The sequence below is a fragment of the Burkholderia sp. AU45388 genome, assembly GCF_030481585.1.
GTDB classification, from domain to species: Bacteria; Pseudomonadota; Gammaproteobacteria; order Burkholderiales; family Burkholderiaceae; genus Burkholderia; species Burkholderia sola.
In genome coordinates, this window is sequence record NZ_JAUJPV010000001.1 from 299,064 (window position 1) to 320,100 (window position 21,037).

Here is a 21,037-nt window from a genome sequence, read left to right on the forward strand (position 1 = left end):
TGCTCGACGGTGAAACGGCGCGCGCCCCTGCGAATGACTGGCTGCGACTATACGAGACCAAGAGGACGAGACCCAAACATGTATTGGCCTGTGGGGGCGGCGCAAACCTGTTATCAGCGTGAACAAGCCCCAAGCGCCATGGCCACGCAGCCTGCTTCACTCCGCATCGTCAATGCGACCCGTCGTGTCGGATCCCCGCCGCATCGCGTTGCCGAAGTTTCGCGTACAGCGTCGTGCGTGAAATGCCCAGTTGCCGCGCGGCCGCCGACACGTTGCCGTCGTGCTCGTCGAGCGCGCGCCGGATCGCATCGAGCGACTGTTCGTGCAGGCTGGCGTTGGCGTGCGGGCGGACGGCCGGCGCCGCGGTGCACACGTCCTCCGCGTCGGCGAGCACGTCGGCGTGGCGCGTTGCGCTCGCGCGATCGAGCGGTGCACGCACGGTGCGCACCCATACATGGCTACCATCGTCGCGCGCGATCCGTTGCGGCGTGCGTGCCGGTGTCAGCAAACGGCGCTGCTGCGCGGGCGTGGCGCCGGGCAACAACTGCCGGAGATCGTGCGGCGCCACCGGCCCGGCAGGCGCGAGGTCGAGCATCTGGCGTGCCAGGCGGCTCACCGCGCGCACGCGGCCCGCTTCGTCGAGCGCAATGACGCCGGCGAGCGGCGTGCCGAGCCAGCGCGGATCGAATTGCACCTGCAACAGATGGCAGTCGCGCAGCATCGCATAGAGCCGCTGCTCGGCGGATAGCGACGCATGCCGGAACGGCTCGCGCAGTTGCGCGACGTTGCGCCGGCCGATGCCGGTGATATCGAGCGCGCCGATCACTTCGCCGTCGAAGCCGACCAGCGGCACCGCGAGACAGAACACTCGCGAGAACGCGTCGAGATAGTGCTGCGCGCCCGCGACGATGGCCTCGGCGCCGTCGTGAATCACGCAGCTCGGCGCGGTCGTGCCGATGTTCGGTTCGACGATCCGGCGCCCGGCGACGATCGGCGTCAGCAGCGCGTCGTCGCATTGCGGGCTGCGCCGCGCATGGACGACCGTGCCTTGCGGATTGACGCACATGATCGTCCATTCGCTGCCGCCGAATGCGGCCCACAGCGGCTCGATTTCCTGCGCGACGCAGCGATGGAGCCGGCGGTCTGCGCGCGATTCGTCGTGCTCGCGCTGCATTTCATAGCGGGCGGTTTGCCACGGCCGGAGCCCGGCGTCGCGCGAGCGCAGCCACGAGCGCGCGACGCTGGCGGGCAATGCCGTTTCCGGCAGCGGTTCGCCCGCGGCGAAGCGGGCGCGGAGCCGGTTCAGGTCGACCGGCCGTGCAGGGGATTCGGGGGCCATGTTCACGCTGCGCTCCATATGGGTGAAGGTCCGGGCGCGCGTGCCGCGCCGGCGTATCGAGCGAATGCGTAATATAGCCCGGTGCCCGGAATGCGGCATTTTTCTTCCCGACCGGGCGTCGTCGCGTGCCGCCGCGAGGGGCGGCGGCACGCACGGCGCCCGCGCGCGCTCAATGCGGCATCCGCAGGATGGGCTTCAGCGTGATCCCCTTGCTGCTGTCTTCCGCCGCCTGGTTGATCTGGTCGAGCGGATAGAACTTCACCAGCCGGTCGAATGGAAACCGCCCTTGCAGATACAACTGCACGAGCTGCGGAATGAACGTCTGCGGCACGCTGTCGCCTTCGACGATGCCGCGGATCGTATGGCCGCCGAGCAGCAGGCTGTTCACGTCGAACTCGGCTTTCGTGCCGAGCTTCGGCGCGCCGACCACGCCCATCGTGCCGCGCGAGCCGAGCGCGTCGATCCCTTGCGACAGCACCGCCGGCAGCCCGGTCGATTCGAGCGCGTAGTCGACGCCGCCGCCGGTGATTTCGCGGATCGCGTCGACCACGTCAATTTCCTTGCTGTTGATCGCGTGCGTCGCGCCGAGTTCGAGCGCCAGCGCGAGCCGCGACGGCACGATGTCGACCGCGATGATCGTCGTCGCGCCGGCGATGCGCGCGGCCATCACGGCACTCATCCCGACCGCGCCCGCACCGAAGCTCGCGAAGCTGCTGCCCGGGCGCACCGCGAGCGAGTTGATCACCGCGCCCGCGCCGGTCTGGATTCCGCAGCCGAGCGGGCCGAGCAGCTCGAGCGGCGCTTCCTTCGGCACCTTGATCGCGTTGTTCTCGCGTGCGAGCGCGTAGCTCGCGAACGACGACTGCGTGAAGAAGTGATCGTGCAGCGGTTGACCGGCTTCGTCGCGGATGGCCGTCTGCCCGTCGGCGTCGGCGCCGCCGAAATTCAGCGCGAAGAACTGCCGGCAATACGCGCCGTGGCCGCCGACGCACGACGCGCAATGGCCGCACGCGCCGTAGGTCAGCACGACGTGATCGCCGGCGGCGAGCGTCTTCACGTTCGGGCCGACCGCCTCCACCACGCCGGCGCCTTCGTGACCGAGCACGGCCGGCAGCGGCACCGGATAGTACTGGTCGCGCACGATCAGGTCGGTATGGCACAGGCCGGTCGCGACGACGCGCACGAGCACCTCGTCGCCGCGCGGCGCGCGGATGCGGGCCGGTTCAATCGAGAAGGGCGCGCCGGCGGCGCGCGCGACGGCCGCGGTGACGGCGCGTGCATCGTTTTCGGTGTACATGGTCGGTCTCCTCGTCAAATCGGATACAGCGGCGCTTCGCCCTTGATCGTCAGCCACTGCCACTGCGTGAATTCCTCCCAGTTTGCCGCACCGCCGATGCTCGTGCCGTTGCCCGATGCGCCGACGCCGCCGAACGGGTTGATCACTTCGTCGTTGACCGTCTGGTCGTTGATGTGCAGCAGCCCCGTATTCAGCCGCTCGCCGATCCTCAGCGCGCGGCCGACGTCCGCCGACAGGATCGCCATCGACAGCCCGTATTCGGTGCGGTTCGCGAGCGCGATCGCGTCTTCGTCGGTATCGAACGGCACGACGATCGCGACCGGCCCGAAAATCTCCTCGTCGAACGCCGGATTGCCCGGCGCGACGCCGCTCAGCACGGTCGGCTCGAAGAACAGGCCGCGATGATTGCCGCCCGTCTCGACCCGCGCGCCCGCGCGGCGGGCCGCGTCGACCACGCTCGCCGCATGGTCGCGTTGCGCGGCGTTGATCAGCGGGCCGAGGCCGACGTCGCCGATGGCCGGGTCGCCCACGCGCAGGCTTCGCGCCTTCTCGACGAGCTTCGCGACGAAGCGATCGTGAATCGCGCGCTGCACGAGCACGCGGCCGGTCGCCATGCAGATCTGGCCTTGGTGCAGATACGCGCCCCACGCGGTGTTCGCGATCGCGCGGTCGAGGTCGGCATCGTCGAGCACGATCAGCGAATTCTTGCCGCCGAGTTCGAGCGATATCTTCTTCAGGTGGCGGCCGGCCGCTTCGCCGACCTTGCGCCCGGCCGCGGTGGAGCCGGTGAACTGGATCATCGCGACGTGCGGATCGGCGACCAGCGCCGCGCCGGCCGCGCCGTCGCCCGGCAGCACGTGCAACACGCCTTCGGGCAAGCCGGCGAGCTCGAACACGCGGGCGATCGCGACGCCGCCGCACACGGCGGTGCGCGGATCGGGCTTCAGCACGACCGCGTTGCCGAGCGCGAGCGCCGGCGCGACCGCGCGTATCGCGAGGTACAGCGGGAAATTGAACGGCGAGATCACGCCGACCACGCCGCGCGGGCGGCGGCGCGCGAGCGACAACCGGCCGGCCGCCGACGGCAGCACTTCGCCGGCCGCGCGCGACGGCAGGCCGGCCGCTTCGTGCAGCGCCTTGATCGTGACCGACGTTTCGAACGCGGCCTTCGCGCGCGTCGAGCCGCTTTCGCGCACGAGCCAGTCGACGATCGAATCGAAGTGCGTTTCGGCGACGGCCGCCGCGCGGCGCAGGACCGCCGCGCGCGCGTCGTAGGGCAGGGCAAACCAGGCGGGCTGGGTGCGGTGTGCGGTGGCCGAGGCTTCGGCGATGGCGGCGCCGTCGGCAAGACCGATGCGGCCGAGCGTGTGGCCGGTCGCCGGCTCGATCACGTCGGCCAAGTGCGGGCTCGCGTGCCAGCGGCCGGTGAAGATCTTGCCGCGCCAGATGTCGGTGTCGAACAGTACGGGGTGGATGCTATCCATGTGCGCTCCTGGGAAAATCGGTTCGGCCGGATCGTTGCTTGGGCGTCGACCGGCATGCGCGCGAAGGTAGGCGAGAGCGGTGAAAGGGGGGTATCCGGGTTTTTTCCCATCCGTCGCGTCCGCATGGACTGGCGGGGGAAGGCGATTCGGTGTGCGGAAATTGAACAGTCGCTGGGTGGACGTGTGCCGCACGCCGTGTGACGACACGGCGGATATCGTCGGTGCGGCATCGGCCGTTCACCGTCACAGTCTGGCGCTGTCGCCGGTAAACCGCCGGCAGCAAGCTTGTCGCGAGCGGTCAGGTGCGGCAGGATTTACCGGATGAGTGGTTCGAATCCGATGGGGCCGACAGAAGTCAGAAGTGACGAGACGTCAGTTGCATCGAGTACGGGATGCCTTCAGCTCGTGGGGCGAAGGCAGACCGAACTTGTTGAAGAGCCTTGCCAGGTAGGACGGCGATTCGATCCCGACGCTCAGGGCTGCCGACAGCACGGTCGTGCCGGGAACATTCAAGAGCGAACGCGCGCGCATGACACGTTGCCGGAGCTGATAATCGGTGAGGCTTTCGCCGGTCTCCTCGCGGAAGATCCGGGTGAGATGACGTCGCGATATCGCGAATTCCGAAGAGATTGTCTCGATATCGATCCGCTCCGCCAGCCTGACGTCGAGATACGCCTTGATTTCATTGATCCGTTGCTCGCGCGAAGCCTTCGGATTCGCATCGCTCGGTGCGGCGCCGAGCATCGCCGCCACGCACGCCGACGCAATCAGCCGATCGACCAGATCGTTTTGATACCGCGACATATCGTGCGCTTCCCCCGTTTTGTCGTCCGCGTCGAACTGTGTTTGCAAACGCAGCGCCCCGAGCAGCGCAGGCGGCGGCACGCAGTAGCGCGGGGCATCGCCCCCGGCGATCCGGACGTTGGATTTGCGCGCACAAAACGAAACGAAGTCGCGCTCCGCGTAGACCGCCGTATGACAGTGCTCGCCGGGATTGCTCGCCGTGTCGTGAAAAATCCCGGCGGGAACCATCGCAAGCACGCCGGCGCTGATGCGCTGCGCATGCTTGGAACGCTCGGAAGTCAGCGTCAGCGTGCCTTGACTCGGCAGCAGGAACATGAACTCTTCGTGCTCGTGCCACGACGTCACGTAATCGGCCATCGTGATGCGACGAGTCGCCGCCACGCGGTCGGCGGGAATGTGCGATTTAGACGTCTGATAAAACATGGCGATTACCTGCGACTGGGGGCTTCATAAGGAATGGGCGATGCGCTGGCGCCCACCGCCATGGCCCGATAGTGAGCATGTTCCGGCCCAAATGGAAGCGAAGAAACAACGCGGATCGTGCATGCTGCGAGGGACGACGGACTGGCCTTCGCGCCAGCTTCACAAAAGGCCGCACACCGATAGGCGGGGTTAATCAGGGAGCAAGCGAATGAGCATCGTACAACGTGTGCGGCTTGTACGGGTATTTTCCACCACCGACGACGGCGGCAATCCGGCCCCGATTGTGCTCGACGCGAACGGCTGGTCCGACGCGCAGATGAAAGAGGTGGCCCGCGCGTATGGTCTCGAAAGCGGGTTTGTGATGCGCGCCGTCGATCCGCGCCATGATTTCCGCTTCCGCTTTTTCGTGCCCAACCACGAGATGGAGATGTGCGGACACGCGACGCTGGGCGCATTGTGGCTGCTGCGTCACACAGGCGTATGGCACACGAACACGGCGCTGATTGAAACGCTGAGCGGGAGCGTCGAAGCGCGGTACGACGCGTCCGACGCACGGATCGAAGTCAGCCAGCCTGCGGAACGCGTCGGGCCGGTTGTCGACGCGGCGCTCATTGCCAGGACACGCGACGTGTTGAACCTCGATGCGGACGATCTGCTGCCGCTCGGCATCGTCAACGCGACGACGAGCCGCACGAAAACGCTGGTGCCGATCCGCACGACCTCACGGCTGAATGCGATCACGCCGAAACTCGACCAGATCGAAGCCTTATGCGACGCGCTGTCGTCGACCGGCCTGTATCCGTTTTCGCTCGATGCCAATGCCCCGCACGTGTTCGACGCACGGCAGTTCCCGCGCGCGTCCGGCTATCCGGAAGACGCGGCCACCGGCATCGCCGCGGCAGCGCTGCTGTACGGCGCGCATCGCCATGGGCTCGTCACCCGAGGAGGACGCGGCATCGTCGTGCGTCAGGGCGTGGCGATGGGCCGTCCATCCGCGATCACGGTGAACTTTCGCGATCCGGCCGATGAAAGCAGAGGGTGCTGGCTCAGTGGACCGGTTTGTCTGATGGACGGGGCCTGAGCCATGTTGGCAGGCACACTCGAAGTCGATTTGTCGACGCGCGCGTTACGACGTGACGGGAAGGCTATCCATGTCGGTTCGCGTGCCTTCGACGTGCTCGCGGTATTGTTGTCGGCGGAGGGACGTCTCGTAACGAAAGACGAGTTGATGGCCGCGGTCTGGCCCGGCACGGTAGTTGAAGAAAACAATCTGCAGGTGCACATTTCCGCGTTGCGCAAATTGTTCGGATCGCAACGCGACCTGATTGTGACCGTACCCGGTCGCGGTTACCAACTGACGCAGAGATCCGCCCCGAGCGCGAATTCGACGCCGGCTACACCGCTCAGGCAGGGCGACAGCGATATCCCGCGACGGCACGGACAGCTCATTGGGCGCGATAGCCTGGTCTCCAATATCGCGGCAACACTGGACACGACGCATATATTGACACTGGTGGGCGCCGGTGGCGTCGGGAAAACGAGCGCGGCAATTGAAGTGGCTCATGCGGCGGCCAGCGGCCGTTTTGATATCACACGTTTCGTCGCGCTTTCCGATGCGGCGTCCCCGGAAGCGGTTTTGCAGAAAATCGCGACGGCGTTCGGCCTGTCGATACGGTGCGACAGGTCGGCCGTCGACGCGCTGGTCGCAGCTTTGCCGCGAGACCGCACGCTGCTGGTGCTGGACAACGCCGAGCACGTCGTCGATGCAGTCGCTCGACTGGTCGATTCAGTTTGCATGCGGCTGGGCAACGTGCGGGTACTCGTCACGAGCCGCGAGCGGTTGAGGGTGTCCGGTGAGACGGTCTTCCACGTGCGCCCGCTCCAGGTGCCACGCCCGGAGTCATCCATCGCGGAACTGCTGGATTGCGAGGCAGTGCAAATGTTCTTGCAGCGCGCGAAACAGTCAGGTTGCGACCTCGATACTTTAAGAAAAAGCGCTCGTCTCGTCGGGGACATCTGTCGTCGCCTCGACGGTAATCCACTCGCGATCGAAATGGCGGTCGGGCGTATCGGTGCCTTGGGCGTTCGAGGTGTTCACGGATTTCTCGACGATCGCTTCCAGTTGCTGACGCGGGGATACAGGACGGCGCTTGCGCACCACCAGACGTTACAGGCCAGCTTCGATTGGAGCTTTGCGTCGCTGAGCCCGTCGAGTCAGAAGCTATTGGGTCACGTGGCGGCATTCCAGACTGCTTTTACGTTCGAGGCATTGCGCGCGCTGGTATGTGATGCGAGGTATACGCTGTCCGACGTTGCCAGCGACATCGCCGAACTGACCGAGAAGTCGCTCGTGAGCGTCGAGCCGGGCAACGGCGAACATCGATTTTTCCTTTCCGAATCCGCTCGAGCATACGCGTTGCAAAAGCGTCGTATCGGAGGAAAGGACATTCGAATGCTCGCGCACTATGCCGGGTACCACTTCGGTGCTTGTGAGGAGGCGCCGACCATGGAAACGGGATCGCTCAACGAGAAAGTGGAAGAGCGGGAGCTGGCCTACGGCATCTGAGCATGTACGGAAATCGCGGCCCGGACCCGCTAACGCAGCCTGAACGAATGGCGGCGCGCGGTGGTCCCACCCCAAAGCTGATCGACCGAAACGCGTCGGGCCGTTTCGAAACAATCCCTCCCGTGGCGACCTTCCGTCTCTTCAGGCGCGTGCACGCCCATCGCACCGCCATCGCTTTATGATCGCCGCGAACGTTGTGCGCGTCGGTACGCATCCGCGTGAGTGGCGCCATGACGACGCGATGGTCGAACGGATAGGGGCCGATCTGAGTCCGGGTGAAGAGCGTGTTCATTGCGCGTTACCTGAAAAAGTAAAAGAGGGAGAGGCCTTGGGGATCTTCAGGGCAAGCGCGAATCCGCAGAAGACGGCACCGGGTGATAGCTGTCATTCCTGCTCCGAATAGTTTGAAGCGCGGCGCGTCGAGCGTCATGGGGCATCGTCGGGCTCTGGCCCGATAGCGGCCGTCAGCTTCTGACGGTCGACGCACATCGGTGACGAACGCCGATATCCGCCCACGCGCTTCCTTTCGGTCATTCGCGAAAACCGATGCCGAAACCGAAGGCCGGATGGCCGGCCCACGGTTTTTCCCGTCAGGAAAACCCTGATCGACTCGGCAGGCCGCCGGTTTCAGCCGGTTTTTCCCGTGCCGAAACCACTCGCGCCGCTTCCCCGCCCAAGCGATATGGCGTACCCGCGCGACCCCGCTCCATCAAGCCTTTAGGCCCGCATATCTAGCTAAAACAGGTATGGTGCAACGCAATATTCCGGATCTAAAGTCGGATTTTGATACCCATAAGGTATAAAAAATCCCGCCTAAAAGTATTGGACGCGTCATTTCCCCGCCGCGTATAAATCCATTCCATGAACAGCCCCCACGCAGCGCGCTCCATGTCCTCTGCCACCATCGAACGCATCGAAACCCGCCTCGTCGATCTGCCGGCGATCCGCCCGCACAAGCTGTCGGCGGACACGATGCACGGTCAGACCTTGATGCTGACGAAGGTGTTCGGTAGCGACGGCGTGACCGGTATCGGCGAAGGCACGACGATCGCGGGTATAGCCCACTGCCCGGAAAGCCCGGCATCGCGCTCGACGGGAACGAGGTCGGGCGCTTCGCCCGGAAGAGGCTGACGAACGTCACGCGGCAATCGAGGCAGGCAAAGACCGTCATCCCCCCCAATACACATGGAGACAGCATCATGAGCGTCAAAGTTTTCGATACCCGGGAAGTGCAGGACCTGCTGAAGGCCGCATCGAACGCGGGCGGGAGCGGCGAAAACGGCACGAAAGGCGACGCACGCACGCAGCAGATCGTGCTGCGCCTGCTCGGCGATCTGTTCAAGGCGATCGACGATCTCGACATCACGCCCGACGAAGTGTGGGCCGGCGTGAACTATCTGAACAAGCTCGGTCAGGATGGCGAAGCGGCGCTGCTCGCGGCCGGCCTCGGTCTCGAGAAGTATCTCGACATCCGGATGGATGCCGAGGACGAGGCGATCGGTCTCGACGGCGGCACGCCGCGCACGATCGAGGGGCCGCTGTACGTGGCGGGCGCGCCGGTGCACGACAGCGTCGCGAAGATCGACCTCGACGCGGACGACGGCGCGGGCCCGCTCGTGATCCACGGCACGGTGAAGGATCTCGACGGCAAGCCGGTGGCCGGCGCGCTGGTCGAGTGCTGGCATGCGAATTCGCACGGCTTCTATTCGCACTTCGACCCGACCGGCAAGCAGAGCGATTTCAACCTGCGCGGCGCGGTGAGGACGGGCGCCGACGGCCAATACGAATTCCGCACGTTGATGCCGGTCGGCTACGGCTGCCCACCGCAGGGCGCGACGCAGCACCTGCTGAACCGTCTCGGCCGCCACGGCAACCGCCCCGCGCACGTGCACTTCTTCGTCGACAGCCCCGATCACCGCAAGCTGACGACGCAGTTCAACATCGACGGCGATCCGCTGATCTGGGATGACTTCGCGTATGCGACGCGCGAGGAACTAATTCCGCCCGTGACAGAAAAGACCGGCGGCACGTCGCTCGGCATGAAGGCCGACGCGTACCAGGACATCGAGTTCAACTTCGTGCTGACGCCGCGCGTGCAGGGCAAGGACAACCAGATCGTCGAGCGCCTGCGCGCGTCCGCCGCCGCATAACCGCCGACGGCACGGCGGCGCGCGTGCGCCGCTGCTGCCGGCCGGTCCCCGAGATTCAACCGATACCGATGCGAGCGTGCTTGCAGGACGCGGCACGCGCATGGAAGGAGCCATCATGTCCGTCACGATCGACGCTACGAACGAACTGGATCACCTGCTGGAAACCGCCGTGCAGGATGACAAGCAGGCCGGCATCTTCCGCTGCCGCCGCGACATCTTCACGAACGCGGAGCTGTACGAACTCGAGATGAAGCACATCTTCGAGGGCAACTGGGTGTACCTCGCGCACGAAAGCCAGATTCCCGACAACAACGATTACTACACGACGTGGATCGGCCGCCAGCCGATCGTCATCACGCGCGACAAGACCGGCGAGCTGCATGCGGTGATCAATGCGTGTGCGCACAAGGGCGCGATGCTGTGCCGCCGCAAGCACGGCAACAAGGGCAGCTTCACGTGCCCGTTCCACGGCTGGACCTTTTCGAACACCGGCAAGCTGCTGAAGGTGAAGGACGAGAAGACGACCGAGTATCCGGTGCAGTTCAACACGCACGGCTCGCACGACCTGAAGAAGGTCGCGCGCTTCGCGAACTATCGCGGCTTCCTGTTCGGCAGCCTCAACGCCGACGTGCTGCCGCTCGAGGATTATCTCGGCGAAGCGCGCGTGATCATCGACCAGATCGTCGACCAGGCGCCGAACGGGCTCGAAGTGCTGCGCGGCAACTCGTCCTACATCTACGAAGGCAACTGGAAGATGCAGATGGAAAACGGCTGCGACGGTTACCACGTCAGCACCGTGCACTGGAACTATGCGGCGACGATGAGCCGCCGCAAGGAAGACGGCACCAAGGCGGTCGATGCGAACGGCTGGAGCAAGTCGGTCGCGGGCGTGTATGGCTTCGACAACGGCCACATCCTGCTCTGGACCAAGACGATGAACCCGGAAGTGCGGCCCGTGTACCAGCACCGCGACGAAATCCGTGCGCGCGTCGGCGACGTGCAGGCCGATTTCATCGTGAACCAGACGCGCAACCTGTGCGTGTACCCGAACGTGTTCCTGATGGACCAGTTCAGCACGCAGATCCGCGTGGTGCGGCCGCTCGGCGTCGACAAAACCGAGGTCACGATCTTCTGCTTCGCGCCGAAGGGCGAGAGCGAGGCCGATCGCACGACCCGGATTCGCCAGTACGAGGATTTCTTCAACGTGACCGGCATGGGCACGGCCGACGATCTCGAGGAGTTTCGTGCGTGCCAGGCCGGCTATGCGGGCATCACGGCGATGTGGAACGACCTGTCGCGCGGCGCGCCGCTGTGGATCGACGGGCCGGACGAGAACGCGCAAAAGATGGGGCTGAACCCGCGCATTTCCGGCGAGCGCAGCGAGGACGAAGGGCTGTTCGTGTGCCAGCACGAACACTGGGTGCACGTGATGCGCGATGCGCTGAAAAAGGAACGCGGGGAGGTGGCGGCATGAGCTTCGATTACCGGACGATTTGCGCGGCGCTGTATCGCGAGGCGCGCCTGCTCGACGATCGCGAGTGGGACGCGTGGCTGACCTGCTACACGGAGGACGTCACGTACTGGATGCCCGCGTGGGACGACGACGATCGGCCGACCGACGATCCGCAGCGCCAGATCTCGCTGATGTATTACGCGGACCGCGGCGGCCTCGAGGATCGCGTGTTCCGGATCAAGACCGAGCGCAGCGGCGCATCGACGCCCGAGCCGCGCACCAGCCACAACGTGACGAACGTCGAGGTGCTGGCCGAACGCGACGGCGAGGTCGACGTGCGCTACAACTTCCACACGCTGAACCATCGTTACCGCGTGACCGATCACTTTTTCGGCACGATGTTCGTCACGTTGCGCCGGGCGGGCGATGCGCTGCTTATTTCACACAAGAAGATCGTGCTGAAGAACGACTACATCCGGCAGGTGCTGGACGTGTATCACGTCTGACGCCGTTGGTTTGCCATGAAGGAAGTGGAGGTGACGCGATGTCCAGCTACAAGATTGCATTGAATTTCGAGGACGGGGTGACCCGCTTCATCGACTGCAAGGCCGGCGAAAAGGTGCTCGACGCGGCCTTCCGCGCGAAGATCAACCTGCCGATGGATTGCTCCGACGGCGTGTGCGGCACCTGCAAGTGCCGCGCGGAAAGCGGCCGCTACGACCTCGGCGACGATTACATCGACGATGCGCTCACCGAGGACGAAAAAGACGGCGGCCTCGTGCTGACGTGCCAGATGGTGCCGCACAGCGATTGCGTGATCGCGGTGCCGACGTCGTCGGTCGCGTGCAAGACGGGGCAGAGCAGCTTTGCCGCCACGGTCACGAAGGTCGAGCAGCACAACGATGCGGCCGTCGTGCTCGAACTCGACGTCGGCGCGAGCGCGCCGACGTTCCTGCCCGGACAGTACGTGAACATCGGCGTGCCGGGCAGCGGCCAGCATCGCTCGTACTCGTTTTCGTCCGCACCGGGCGACGCGAAGGTCGGATTCCTGATCAAGAAAATACCCGGCGGCGTGATGAGCACGTGGCTCGAATCGGCGAAACCCGGCGATACGCTCGAACTCCACGGGCCGCTCGGCAGCTTCTACCTGCGCGACGTGCGGCGGCCGCTGCTGTTCCTCGCGGGCGGCACGGGCCTCGCGCCGTTCCTGTCGATGCTCGACGTGCTCGCGCGCAGCGGGTCGCAGCAGAAGGTGCACCTGATCTACGGCGTCACGCGCGATCTCGATCTCGTACTGGTCGACGCGATCGAAGCGCTGGCGGCGAAGCTGCCGAACTTCAGCTTCGCGACGGTCGTTGCGGATGCGGCATCGAACCACGCACGCAAGGGCTGGGTCACGCAGCACATTCCGGCCGACGCGCTGAACGACGGCGACGTCGACGTGTATCTGTGCGGCCCGCCGCCGATGGTCGATGCGGTGCGCCAGTATTTCGACGACGCGGGCGTGAAGCCGAACAGCTTCCACTACGAGAAGTTCACCCCCAACGTCACGGTAAAGGCGGCATGATCATGCAACGATTCTCCGGCAAGATCCTCGTCGTTACCGGCGCGGCGCAGGGCATCGGCCGCGGTGTCGCGCTGCGCGCGGCGGCCGAGGGCGGCAGGGTGCTGTTCGTCGATCGCGCCGATTTCGTCGCCGAGGTGGCGGCCGAGGCGACCGGCGGCGAGACGGCGGGCTTCGTTGCGGACCTCGAAACCCATGAGGGCGCGCACGCGGCGGTCGCATATGCAGTGCAGCGGTTCGGCGGCATCGACATCCTGATCAACGGCGTCGGCGGCGCGATTCGGATGCGGCCGTTCGCCGAGTTCGAGCCGGCGCAGATCGACGCGGAAATCCGCCGCTCACTGATGCCGACGCTCTATGCGTGTCACGCCGCGCTGCCGCACCTGGTCGCGCGCGGCGGCGGCACGATCGTCAACATCTCGTCGAATGCGACGCGCGGCATCCGCCGGGTGCCGTACTCGGCGGCGAAAGGCGGCGTGAACGCGCTGACGTCGGCGCTCGCGATGGAGTATGCGGAACACAATATCCGCGTCGTCGCCACCGCGCCGGGCGGCACCAGCGCGCCGCCGCGCCGCGTACCGCGCAATGCGGCCGGCGACACCGGGCAGGAACAGGCGTGGATGGCCGAGGCCGTGCGGCAGGTGACCGACTCGACGTACTTCAAGCGCTACGGCAGCCTCGACGAGCAGATCGCGCCGATCCTGTTCCTCGCATCGGACGAGGCGAGCTACATCACCGGCACGGTGCTGCCTGTCGCGGGCGGCGATACGGGTTGAAGGGCGCGCTGCCGACTTGCTTGCTTCACCGTGCGCGCGCCGCGGCCGGGCGCACGATGACCGTCACATGACCGGCCGGCGCGGCAAGCCGGCCACGGAGAACCTCATGAGCACACGCGAAGTGATTATTCCCGCCGGCATGGAAGCCGTATACGAAAAAATCGGCTATGCGCCGGCGATCAAGGTCGGCGATACGGTTTACGTGTCCGGCCAGATCGGCCGCGACACGGCGATGCAACTTGTCGAGGATCGCGAAGCGCAGATCGTGCAGGCGTTCGAGAACCTGAGGCGCGTGCTGGACGCGGCCGGTGCGTCGTTCGCCGACGTGGTCGACCTCACGACTTTCCATACCGACATGCGCGACCTGCCGCTGTTCATGCAGGTGCGCGACCGCTATTTCCACGCGCATCCGCGGCCGGCATGGACGGCCGTCGGTGCGCACATGCTCGGCGGCACACCCGGCTATATCGTCGAGATCAAGGCGGTGGCGGTGCCACGGCGGTGATCGACGGGCATCGTTCCCCGGTGCCGCGCTTGCCGTCGATAGGGCGGTTTCGTCGATCGACCCGTCACGCGAGCCGGAATTGCCTGCGCAGGCCCGAATCGATCGGGCCGGCCGGCACAACGAATGGCGGACGGATCAATCGCGCGCGTCGACCGCGGGCTGAAGCGCAGGCTCGCCCGGCGCTGCCGGTTCATGCGCGCCGCGATCCGAGCCGGCGGCCCGGCCCGGCCCGATCCTGAACCAGATCGCGTACATCGCCGGCAGGAACACCAGCGTGAGGATCGTCCCGGCGAACGTGCCGCCGATCAGCGTGTACGCGAGCGTGCCCCAGAACACCGAATGCGTGAGCGGAATGAACGCGAGCACGGCCGCCATCGCGGTGAGGATCACCGGCCGCGCGCGCTGCACGGTCGCCTCGACGACCGCATGGAACGGATCCAGCCCGGCCTGTTCGTTCTGATGGATCTGCCCGATCAGGATCAGCGTATTGCGCATCAGGATCCCCGACAGCGCAATGAGTCCGACCAGCGCATTGATGCCGAACGGCTGCCCAAACAGGATCAGCGTCGGCACCACCCCGATCAGCCCGAGCGGGCTCGTCATGAACACCATCACCATCGCCGAGATCGAGCGCACCTGGAAGATGATGATGACGAGCGTGATCGCGAGCATGATCGGAAACAACGGCAGCATCGCCGTCGTCGCCTTGCCCGATTCCTCGATGGAGCCGGCTTCTTCGATCCTGTAGCCGCTCGGCAATCGCGCGACGATCGGCTGTAGCTGCTTCGTGATCGCGGCCGATACGTCCGGCGGCTGCAAACCGTCGGCGATGTCGCCGCGCACCGTGATCGTCGGCACGCGATCGCGCCAGCGCATGATCGGCTCCTCCATCCGCACGTCGACCTTGCCGACCTGCGACAGCGGAATACGCTGCCCGTTCGCGCCGGCGAGCGTGAAGTCGTCGAGCCGCGCCGGATCGAGCCGCGCATCGCCGCCCGAACGTGCGACGACCTGCACGGTCCGGATATCCTCGCGCACCGCGGTGACCGGCACGCCGGTCAGCAGGAACTGCAACTGCTGCGCGACCGCGCTGGACGTCAACCCGACCGCCTGCAGGCGATCCTGCTGCAACGTGAAATGCAGCGTCGGCGCGCGCGTGCCCCAGTCGGCATTGACCGTGCGCATCATCGGGCTGTCGTTCATCACGTGCCCGACCTCGGACGCGATGCCGCGCAGCGTGTCCGGATCGGGGCCGGTGATCCGGTACGCGACCGGGAACGGCGAATACGGGCCGAACACGAGTTGCGTGACGCGCACGCGTGCTTCCGGCGCGAGGCCGTCGGCGACGGCGCGGCGCAGCCGTGCCTTCAACGCGTCGCGTTCGTCCTGGCTGTCGGTGCGCACCACGATCTTCGCGAACGACGGATCGGGCAGCTCCGGCCCCATCGCCAGATAGAAGCGCGGCGCGCCCTGGCCGACGTACGCGGTGACGATCCGCGCTTCCTTCTGCTTCGCGAGCCACGCTTCGACCTTCGACGCGGCGGCGCTCGTCTGCGAGATCGACGTGCCGTACGGCATCTGCACCTCGACGAGCACCTCGGGGCGATCGGAGATCGGGAAGAACTGTTTCTTGACGACCGCCATGCCGAGAATGGCGAGGACGAACAGGCCGACGACGGACCCCGCGACCAGCCATTTACGCGCGATCACGCGCGTCAGCAGCTGGCGGAAGCGGTTGTAGCGGGGCGTGTCGTAGATCGCGTCGTGGCCGCCTTCGATCTTCCTGAACTCGGGCAGCATCTTCACGCCGAGGTACGGCGTGAACACCACCGCCACGACCCACGACGCGATCAGCGCGATCCCGACGATCCAGAACATGTTGCTGGTGTATTCGCCGGCCGTGGAGCGCGCGAAGCCGTTCGGCATGAAGCCGACCGCGGTCACGAGCGTGCCGGCCAGCATCGGCGCGGCCGTATGGCTCCACGCGTAGGCCGACGCGGCCACCCGCCCGTAGCCTTGCTCCATCTTCACGACCATCATTTCGATCGCGATGATCGCGTCGTCGACGAGCAGCCCGAGCGCGAGAATCAGCGAGCCGAGCGTGATGCGGTCGAAGTTCTTGCCGGTGGCGGCCATCACGACGAACACGATGGCCAGCGTCAGCGGCACGGCCGCGGCGACCACGAGCCCCACGCGCCAGCCCATGCTGACGAAGCTCACCAGCATGACGACGAGCAGCGCGGCGAAGAACTTGACCATGAACTCGTCGACGGCCGAGCGGATGTTCACGGATTGATCGGTGACCTTGGTCAGGCTCATGCCGAGCGGCAGCCCCGCATTGATCGCGCCGACTTCACGGTCCAGCGCGCGGCCGAGGTCGAGCCCGTTCCAGCCGTCGCGCATCACGATGCCGAGCAGCAGCGCGGGCTCGCCGTTGTTGCGGATCATGAACGTCGACGGGTCTTCGTAGCCGCGTTCGACGGTCGCGATGTCCGACAGCTTCAGCGTGCGGCCCTGCGAGACGATCGGCGTGTCGCGGATCTTCTGCAGCTTGTCGAACGCGCCGTCCACGCGAATGAAGATCTCCGGCCCGCGCGTCTCGACGGAGCCGGCCGCCGTCAGCACGTTCTGGCCGTTGAGCGCGGCAAATACGTTTTGCGGGCTCACGCCGAGCGTCGCGAGCCGGTCGTGCGACAACTGCACGTAGATGCGCTCGGCCTGCTCGCCGATGATGTCGACTTTTTTCACGCCCGCCACGTGCAGCAGCCGCTGACGCAACGCTTCGGCGTCGCGCACCAGCAGGCGCTGCGGTTCGCCCTTGGCCTTCAACGCGAACAGTGCGAACGTGACGTCCGCGTATTCGTCGTTGACCATCGGGCCGATCACGCCGGCCGGCAGGTTGGTCGCCTCGTCGCCGATCTTTTTCCGCGCCTGGTAGAACTGCTCCTGCACCTCCGACGGCGGCGTGCTGTCGAGCAGCGTCAGCGTCGTGATCGCGAGACCGGGGCGCGTATAGGTTTCGGTGCGGTCGTACCAGCGCAACTCCTGCATGCGCTTTTCGATCTTTTCGGCGACCTGGTCGTGCATTTCCTGCGCGGTCGCGCCCGGCCATGCGGTGACGATCGTCATCACCTTGATCGTGAACGCCGGATCTTCCGCGCGGCCCAGCTTGAAGAACGACACGAGGCCGGCCAGCGAAATCAGGCAGATCAGGAAGAGGGTGATCGCGCGCTCGCGCACGGCGAGCGCGGAGAGGTTGAAGCGGCGTTCGCTCACGGCCGTGCTCCTTCGCTCGCGATGGTGGCGGCCGGCGCGGCCACGCGCACCGCTTCGCCTTCGTGCAGCAACTGCGCGCCGAGCGCGACGACGCGCTCGCCTTGCTTGAGTGCGCCGTCGCCGGATACGCGCGCGCTGTCGTCGTCGAGATGCGCGACCTTGACCGCCCGCCACGTCACCTTGGCCGGTTCGCCGGCGACGACCCACACGCCGGGCCCGTTGCCCGAGTCCAGCAGCGCGCCGATCGGCACCTGCATGCCGCGTTGCGAAGCCGTGCGCGCGTCGTCCGCGATGCGGATCGTGACGGTCGCGCCGAGCGGGGCATTGGCCAGCGCGCCCTGCAACACGTAGCGCGCTTCGAATGTCCGCGTTCTCGGATCCGCGGTATCGGAAAGCTGGCGCAGCGTCGCGAGGACGCCGGCGTCCGGCTTGCCGAACAGCGCGGCCTGCGCGATCGACCCGATCGCCGGACGCAGGGTTTCCGGCAGCTGGATCACGGCCTCGCGGCTGCCGGCGTGCGCGAGCCGCACCACCGGCTGTCCCGCGCTGACGACCTGGCCGGGTTCCGCGAGCGTTTCCATCACCACCCCATCGCCATCCGCGACGAGTTGTGCATAGCCGGTCGCATTGCGCGCGACGTCGGCGTCGGCCTCGGCGGCGCTCAGTTGCGCCTTTGCGGCATCGGCCGCGGCCTTGGCCTGGTCGTACGCGGATGCCGATATCGCGCCGGTGCCCCGCAGGTCGCGGTAACGGGCTTCATCCTCGGCGGTTTGCCGCGCGCGGGCCCGTGCGGCAGCGACGGCCTCGTCGCGGGCACGCGCCGCCAGCTTCAGGTCGATCGGGTCGAGCCGCATCAGCGGCTGGCCACGCCGTACGGTTTGCCCGGTATCGACGAGCCGCTCCAGCACCTTGCCGGCTACCCGGAAGCCGAGATCGCTCTGCACGCGCGCGGCGACGGTTCCGGTGAACGAGCGGGACGCGGGAGCGGCCGCCTGCACGACGGCGGTGCGCACGAGCGGCGCCTCCGTGCGCGGGTCGGACGGCGCTTTTCCGCTGCAGGCGGCTAGCGCGAGGGGCAGTGCGGAAGCGACTGCGAAGAAAGCGAGGCGACGCCGAACCATGAAAGACCCAATGACGAAGTGAGCGGGGCTTTCATTGTGTATCTAGTGACCAATATAGTCAATAGTCACAATCGGTGACGTATCACGGCGCGAGGCTTCGAAGGACGAGGCTGGACAGTTGGGCGGGCGCGGCGTCGGTCGTGTCAAGGTTGTACTGCAGCAGCAGCGGGTTCAGGTACGGCCGCATCACGAGGTAGATCGCCGTCGCGGTTTCGTCCAGCGGCGTCTTGCGCTCGAACTCGCCGCTCTGCCGGCCTTCCTGGAGGACGTCCTGCAACAGCGTCTGCACGCGCGCCTCGTAGGCCTGCACCGACTGCCAGTTTTCGGTCGCGGCCGAGGCCGCGATGTCGTACAGCTTGCGGTCGCGGAAAAACAGCCGCAGGCTCGCCTCGGTAAAGACCTTGAACATCCGTCGCAGCTTTTCGGTGGGCAGGTCCGCCGCGGCCACGGCCGCGCGCACGTCCGTCTCAATCTCGCGCAGGCAGTTCGCGCAGATCATCTCGCCGATCGCCTGCTTCGACTCGAAGAACTTGTAGATATAGGCCTTCGAGAAGCCGATCGCCTTCGCGAGGTCCGACACGGTCGTCTTTTCATAGCCGTACCGGCTGAAGTGCTCGGTGGCGGCGGCCACGATCTGGTCGCGGACGTCGTGGTCGGCCGGGCCGCGCGCGGGCGCCGGGGAAGGGTCGATTTTTTTCATGAGCTGCAACGGACAGGAATGGACAACGAGTGACTATTTGGTATTATAGTCACTACCGGATTCTTGCTAAAACCCCTCATGCTACCCAAACCCATCGTTGCCGCGGCGCTGGCCGCCCTCTTGTCGGCCGGGTGCGCCGTCGGTCCCGACTATGTGCGCCCGGACGTGGCGATGCCGGAGCAGTTCCAGGGGCAGCGCGCCGTGGAGCAGCGCCACGCGGCGGCCGATGCCGATCTCGCGACGTGGTGGACGGGCTTCGGCGACCCGCAACTGACGCGGTACATCACGCTGGCGCTCGCCCAGAACCTCGACCTTGCGCAGGCCGCGGCGCGCGTCACGCAGGCGCGCGCGGGGCTCGGTGCGGCGAATGCGGCGCTGCTGCCGTCGGGCAACGTGAGCGGCCAGGCGGCGCGCGTCTACCAGTCGGTCGAAACACCGTTGGGGCAAGTGTTGAATGCGACGCCCGGTTTCGACCGTCATGGCACCGACTACGAGGCCGATCTCAACGCGAGCTGGGAGCTGGACGTATTCGGCGGATTGCGTCGCGGCCGCGAAGCGGCGCTCGCCGACTATCAGGCGTCCGAAGCGGCGTCGGTCGCGACGCGGCTGGCCGTCGCCGCGCAAACCGCGGATACCTACATCACGATTCGCGGGTTGCAGGGCCGCCTCGACGTCGCGCGGCGCCAGGTGCGGACCGAGCAGGATCTGCTGTCGACGCTCAACCTGCTCTATGGAAAGGGCCTCGCGGCGGAGCTTCAGGTGAGGCAGGCCGAAGGCGCGCTCGCGCAGGTTCGCGCCACGGTGCCGGTGCTCGAAGCGGCGCTGGACGCGGCGATGAATGCGCTCGACGTGATGCTCGGCGCGCAGCCCGGCACGCATCGCGCGGAATTGCTTGCCGGCGGCGACGTACCGGTCGCACCGCGGATCGCGGCGATGGGCACGCCCGGCGAACTGCTGCGGCGCCGGCCCGACCTGATCGTCGCCGAGCGGCGCGTGGCGGCGTCGAACGCGCGCATCGGCGCGGCCATCGCCGAGTACTACCCGAAGTTCTCGCTGAGCGGGCTGATCGGCAGCGCGACGACGATGGGCGCGGGCAACCTGTTTGCCGGCGGCGCGAACCAGGCTGCCGGCGTGCTCGGCTTGCGCTGGCGCCTGTTCGACTTCGGCCGGATCAGTGCGCAGATCGCGCAGGCAAAAGGGCAGGATGCCGAAATGCTGGCCGCGTATCGGCTCGCGGCGCTGCATGCGACCGAGGACGTCGAAAATGCATTCTCCGCGCTCGTCAAGCGTGACGAGCAGGCGGCCATTCTCGGCGACGGCGTGAATTCGCTCGGCCGCGCGCGGGCCGCGTCGTTTGCGGCTTACCAGAGAGGGGTGGTCAGCCTGATCGAAGTGTTGCAGGCCGACGAAAGCCTGCTGCGCGCATCGGACGAGCGCGTGCAGGCGCGAACCGAATCGGCGCGCGCGGCGGTCGCCGCATTCAAGGCGCTCGGCGGTGGATGGCAGGCGCCGGAAGCGCAGGCTGTTGCGAGCCGGTAGCGGGAGCGTCGAAGCCGCGGTGATCACGACGGTCATCGCC

At 66.5% G+C, this 21,037-nt stretch carries 16 protein-coding genes and 1 pseudogene; 10 read left to right on the forward strand and 7 right to left on the reverse strand.

All coding sequences use genetic code 11. The features are described 5' to 3' along the window. Positions 1–169 precede the first annotated feature (169 nt). The 4 genes from QZM72_RS01325 to QZM72_RS01340 all read right to left on the reverse strand — a co-directional run bounded on the left by QZM72_RS01325 (position 170) and on the right by QZM72_RS01340 (position 5,347). A complete protein-coding gene (locus tag QZM72_RS01325) occupies positions 170–1,438 on the reverse strand; it encodes a helix-turn-helix domain-containing protein (RefSeq protein WP_301736916.1) in 1,269 nt (422 codons plus the stop codon). A gap of 70 nt (positions 1,439–1,508) precedes the next feature. Next, entirely contained in the window at positions 1,509–2,636 is a 1,128-nt protein-coding gene (locus tag QZM72_RS01330; protein ID WP_301736917.1) for an NAD(P)-dependent alcohol dehydrogenase, read from the reverse strand. Positions 2,637–2,650: 14 nt separating this feature from the next. Beyond that, positions 2,651–4,120 (reverse strand): benzaldehyde dehydrogenase, encoded by a 1,470-nt coding sequence (locus QZM72_RS01335; RefSeq protein WP_301736918.1) that lies wholly within the window; start codon positions 4,118–4,120, stop codon positions 2,651–2,653. Between the two features lie 372 nt (positions 4,121–4,492). Beyond that, positions 4,493–5,347, reverse strand: coding sequence for an AraC family transcriptional regulator (locus tag QZM72_RS01340; RefSeq protein WP_301736919.1), 855 nt, complete (start codon positions 5,345–5,347; stop codon positions 4,493–4,495). Positions 5,348–5,555: 208 nt separating this feature from the next. On the opposite strand from QZM72_RS01340, the gene QZM72_RS01345 reads away from it, so the two are divergent. From QZM72_RS01345 to QZM72_RS01385, 9 genes and pseudogenes are all read left to right on the forward strand, one after another. Beyond that, positions 5,556–6,428 (forward strand): PhzF family phenazine biosynthesis protein, encoded by an 873-nt coding sequence (locus tag QZM72_RS01345; RefSeq protein ID WP_301736920.1) that lies wholly within the window; start codon positions 5,556–5,558, stop codon positions 6,426–6,428. 3 nt (positions 6,429–6,431) lie between these two features. Further along, positions 6,432–7,913: a winged helix-turn-helix domain-containing protein gene (locus tag QZM72_RS01350; RefSeq protein ID WP_301736921.1), complete on the forward strand. Its 1,482-nt coding sequence runs from the start codon at positions 6,432–6,434 to the stop codon at positions 7,911–7,913. Positions 7,914–8,801: 888 nt separating this feature from the next. After that, positions 8,802–8,999: pseudogene (locus QZM72_RS01355) on the forward strand (muconate cycloisomerase); the annotation flags it as partial. A gap of 113 nt (positions 9,000–9,112) precedes the next feature. Beyond that, positions 9,113–10,063, forward strand: a complete 951-nt coding sequence (gene catA / locus QZM72_RS01360) for a catechol 1,2-dioxygenase (RefSeq protein WP_301736922.1) — start codon at positions 9,113–9,115, stop codon at positions 10,061–10,063. 115 nt (positions 10,064–10,178) lie between these two features. After that, positions 10,179–11,537, forward strand: coding sequence for a Rieske 2Fe-2S domain-containing protein (locus tag QZM72_RS01365; protein WP_301736923.1), 1,359 nt, complete (start codon positions 10,179–10,181; stop codon positions 11,535–11,537). After that, the gene (gene benB / locus QZM72_RS01370; RefSeq protein ID WP_089471262.1) at positions 11,534–12,022 is read left to right on the forward strand and encodes a benzoate 1,2-dioxygenase small subunit; all 489 of its coding nucleotides are present in this window, start codon (positions 11,534–11,536) and stop codon (positions 12,020–12,022) included. Before QZM72_RS01365 ends, benB begins: the two co-directional genes overlap by 4 nt. A gap of 38 nt (positions 12,023–12,060) precedes the next feature. Then, positions 12,061–13,083, forward strand: a complete 1,023-nt coding sequence (gene benC, locus QZM72_RS01375) for a benzoate 1,2-dioxygenase electron transfer component BenC (protein ID WP_301736924.1) — start codon at positions 12,061–12,063, stop codon at positions 13,081–13,083. After that, the gene (gene benD / locus QZM72_RS01380) at positions 13,080–13,856 is read left to right on the forward strand and encodes a benzoate diol dehydrogenase BenD (protein WP_301736925.1); all 777 of its coding nucleotides are present in this window, start codon (positions 13,080–13,082) and stop codon (positions 13,854–13,856) included. Before benC ends, benD begins: the two co-directional genes overlap by 4 nt. Before the next feature lie 106 nt (positions 13,857–13,962). Beyond that, on the forward strand, positions 13,963–14,361 hold the full coding sequence (locus QZM72_RS01385) for a RidA family protein (protein ID WP_301736926.1): 399 nt from the start codon (positions 13,963–13,965) through the stop codon (positions 14,359–14,361). A 135-nt stretch (positions 14,362–14,496) separates the two neighbouring features. Here QZM72_RS01385 and QZM72_RS01390 read toward each other — a convergent pair whose 3' ends face one another. The 3 genes from QZM72_RS01390 to QZM72_RS01400 all read right to left on the reverse strand — a co-directional run bounded on the left by QZM72_RS01390 (position 14,497) and on the right by QZM72_RS01400 (position 19,458). Next, positions 14,497–17,637: an efflux RND transporter permease subunit gene (locus QZM72_RS01390; protein WP_301736927.1), complete on the reverse strand. Its 3,141-nt coding sequence runs from the start codon at positions 17,635–17,637 to the stop codon at positions 14,497–14,499. Beyond that, positions 17,634–18,758 (reverse strand): efflux RND transporter periplasmic adaptor subunit, encoded by a 1,125-nt coding sequence (locus tag QZM72_RS01395; protein WP_089471266.1) that lies wholly within the window; start codon positions 18,756–18,758, stop codon positions 17,634–17,636. The genes QZM72_RS01390 and QZM72_RS01395 overlap by 4 nt, the downstream gene beginning before the upstream one ends. An 82-nt stretch (positions 18,759–18,840) precedes the next feature. Further along, a complete protein-coding gene (locus tag QZM72_RS01400; RefSeq protein ID WP_089471267.1) occupies positions 18,841–19,458 on the reverse strand; it encodes a TetR/AcrR family transcriptional regulator in 618 nt (205 codons plus the stop codon). 78 nt (positions 19,459–19,536) lie between these two features. Here QZM72_RS01400 and QZM72_RS01405 point away from each other — a divergent pair, with 78 nt between their 5' ends. Next, positions 19,537–20,997, forward strand: a complete 1,461-nt coding sequence (locus QZM72_RS01405) for an efflux transporter outer membrane subunit (protein ID WP_089471268.1) — start codon at positions 19,537–19,539, stop codon at positions 20,995–20,997. Positions 20,998–21,037 lie beyond the last annotated feature (40 nt).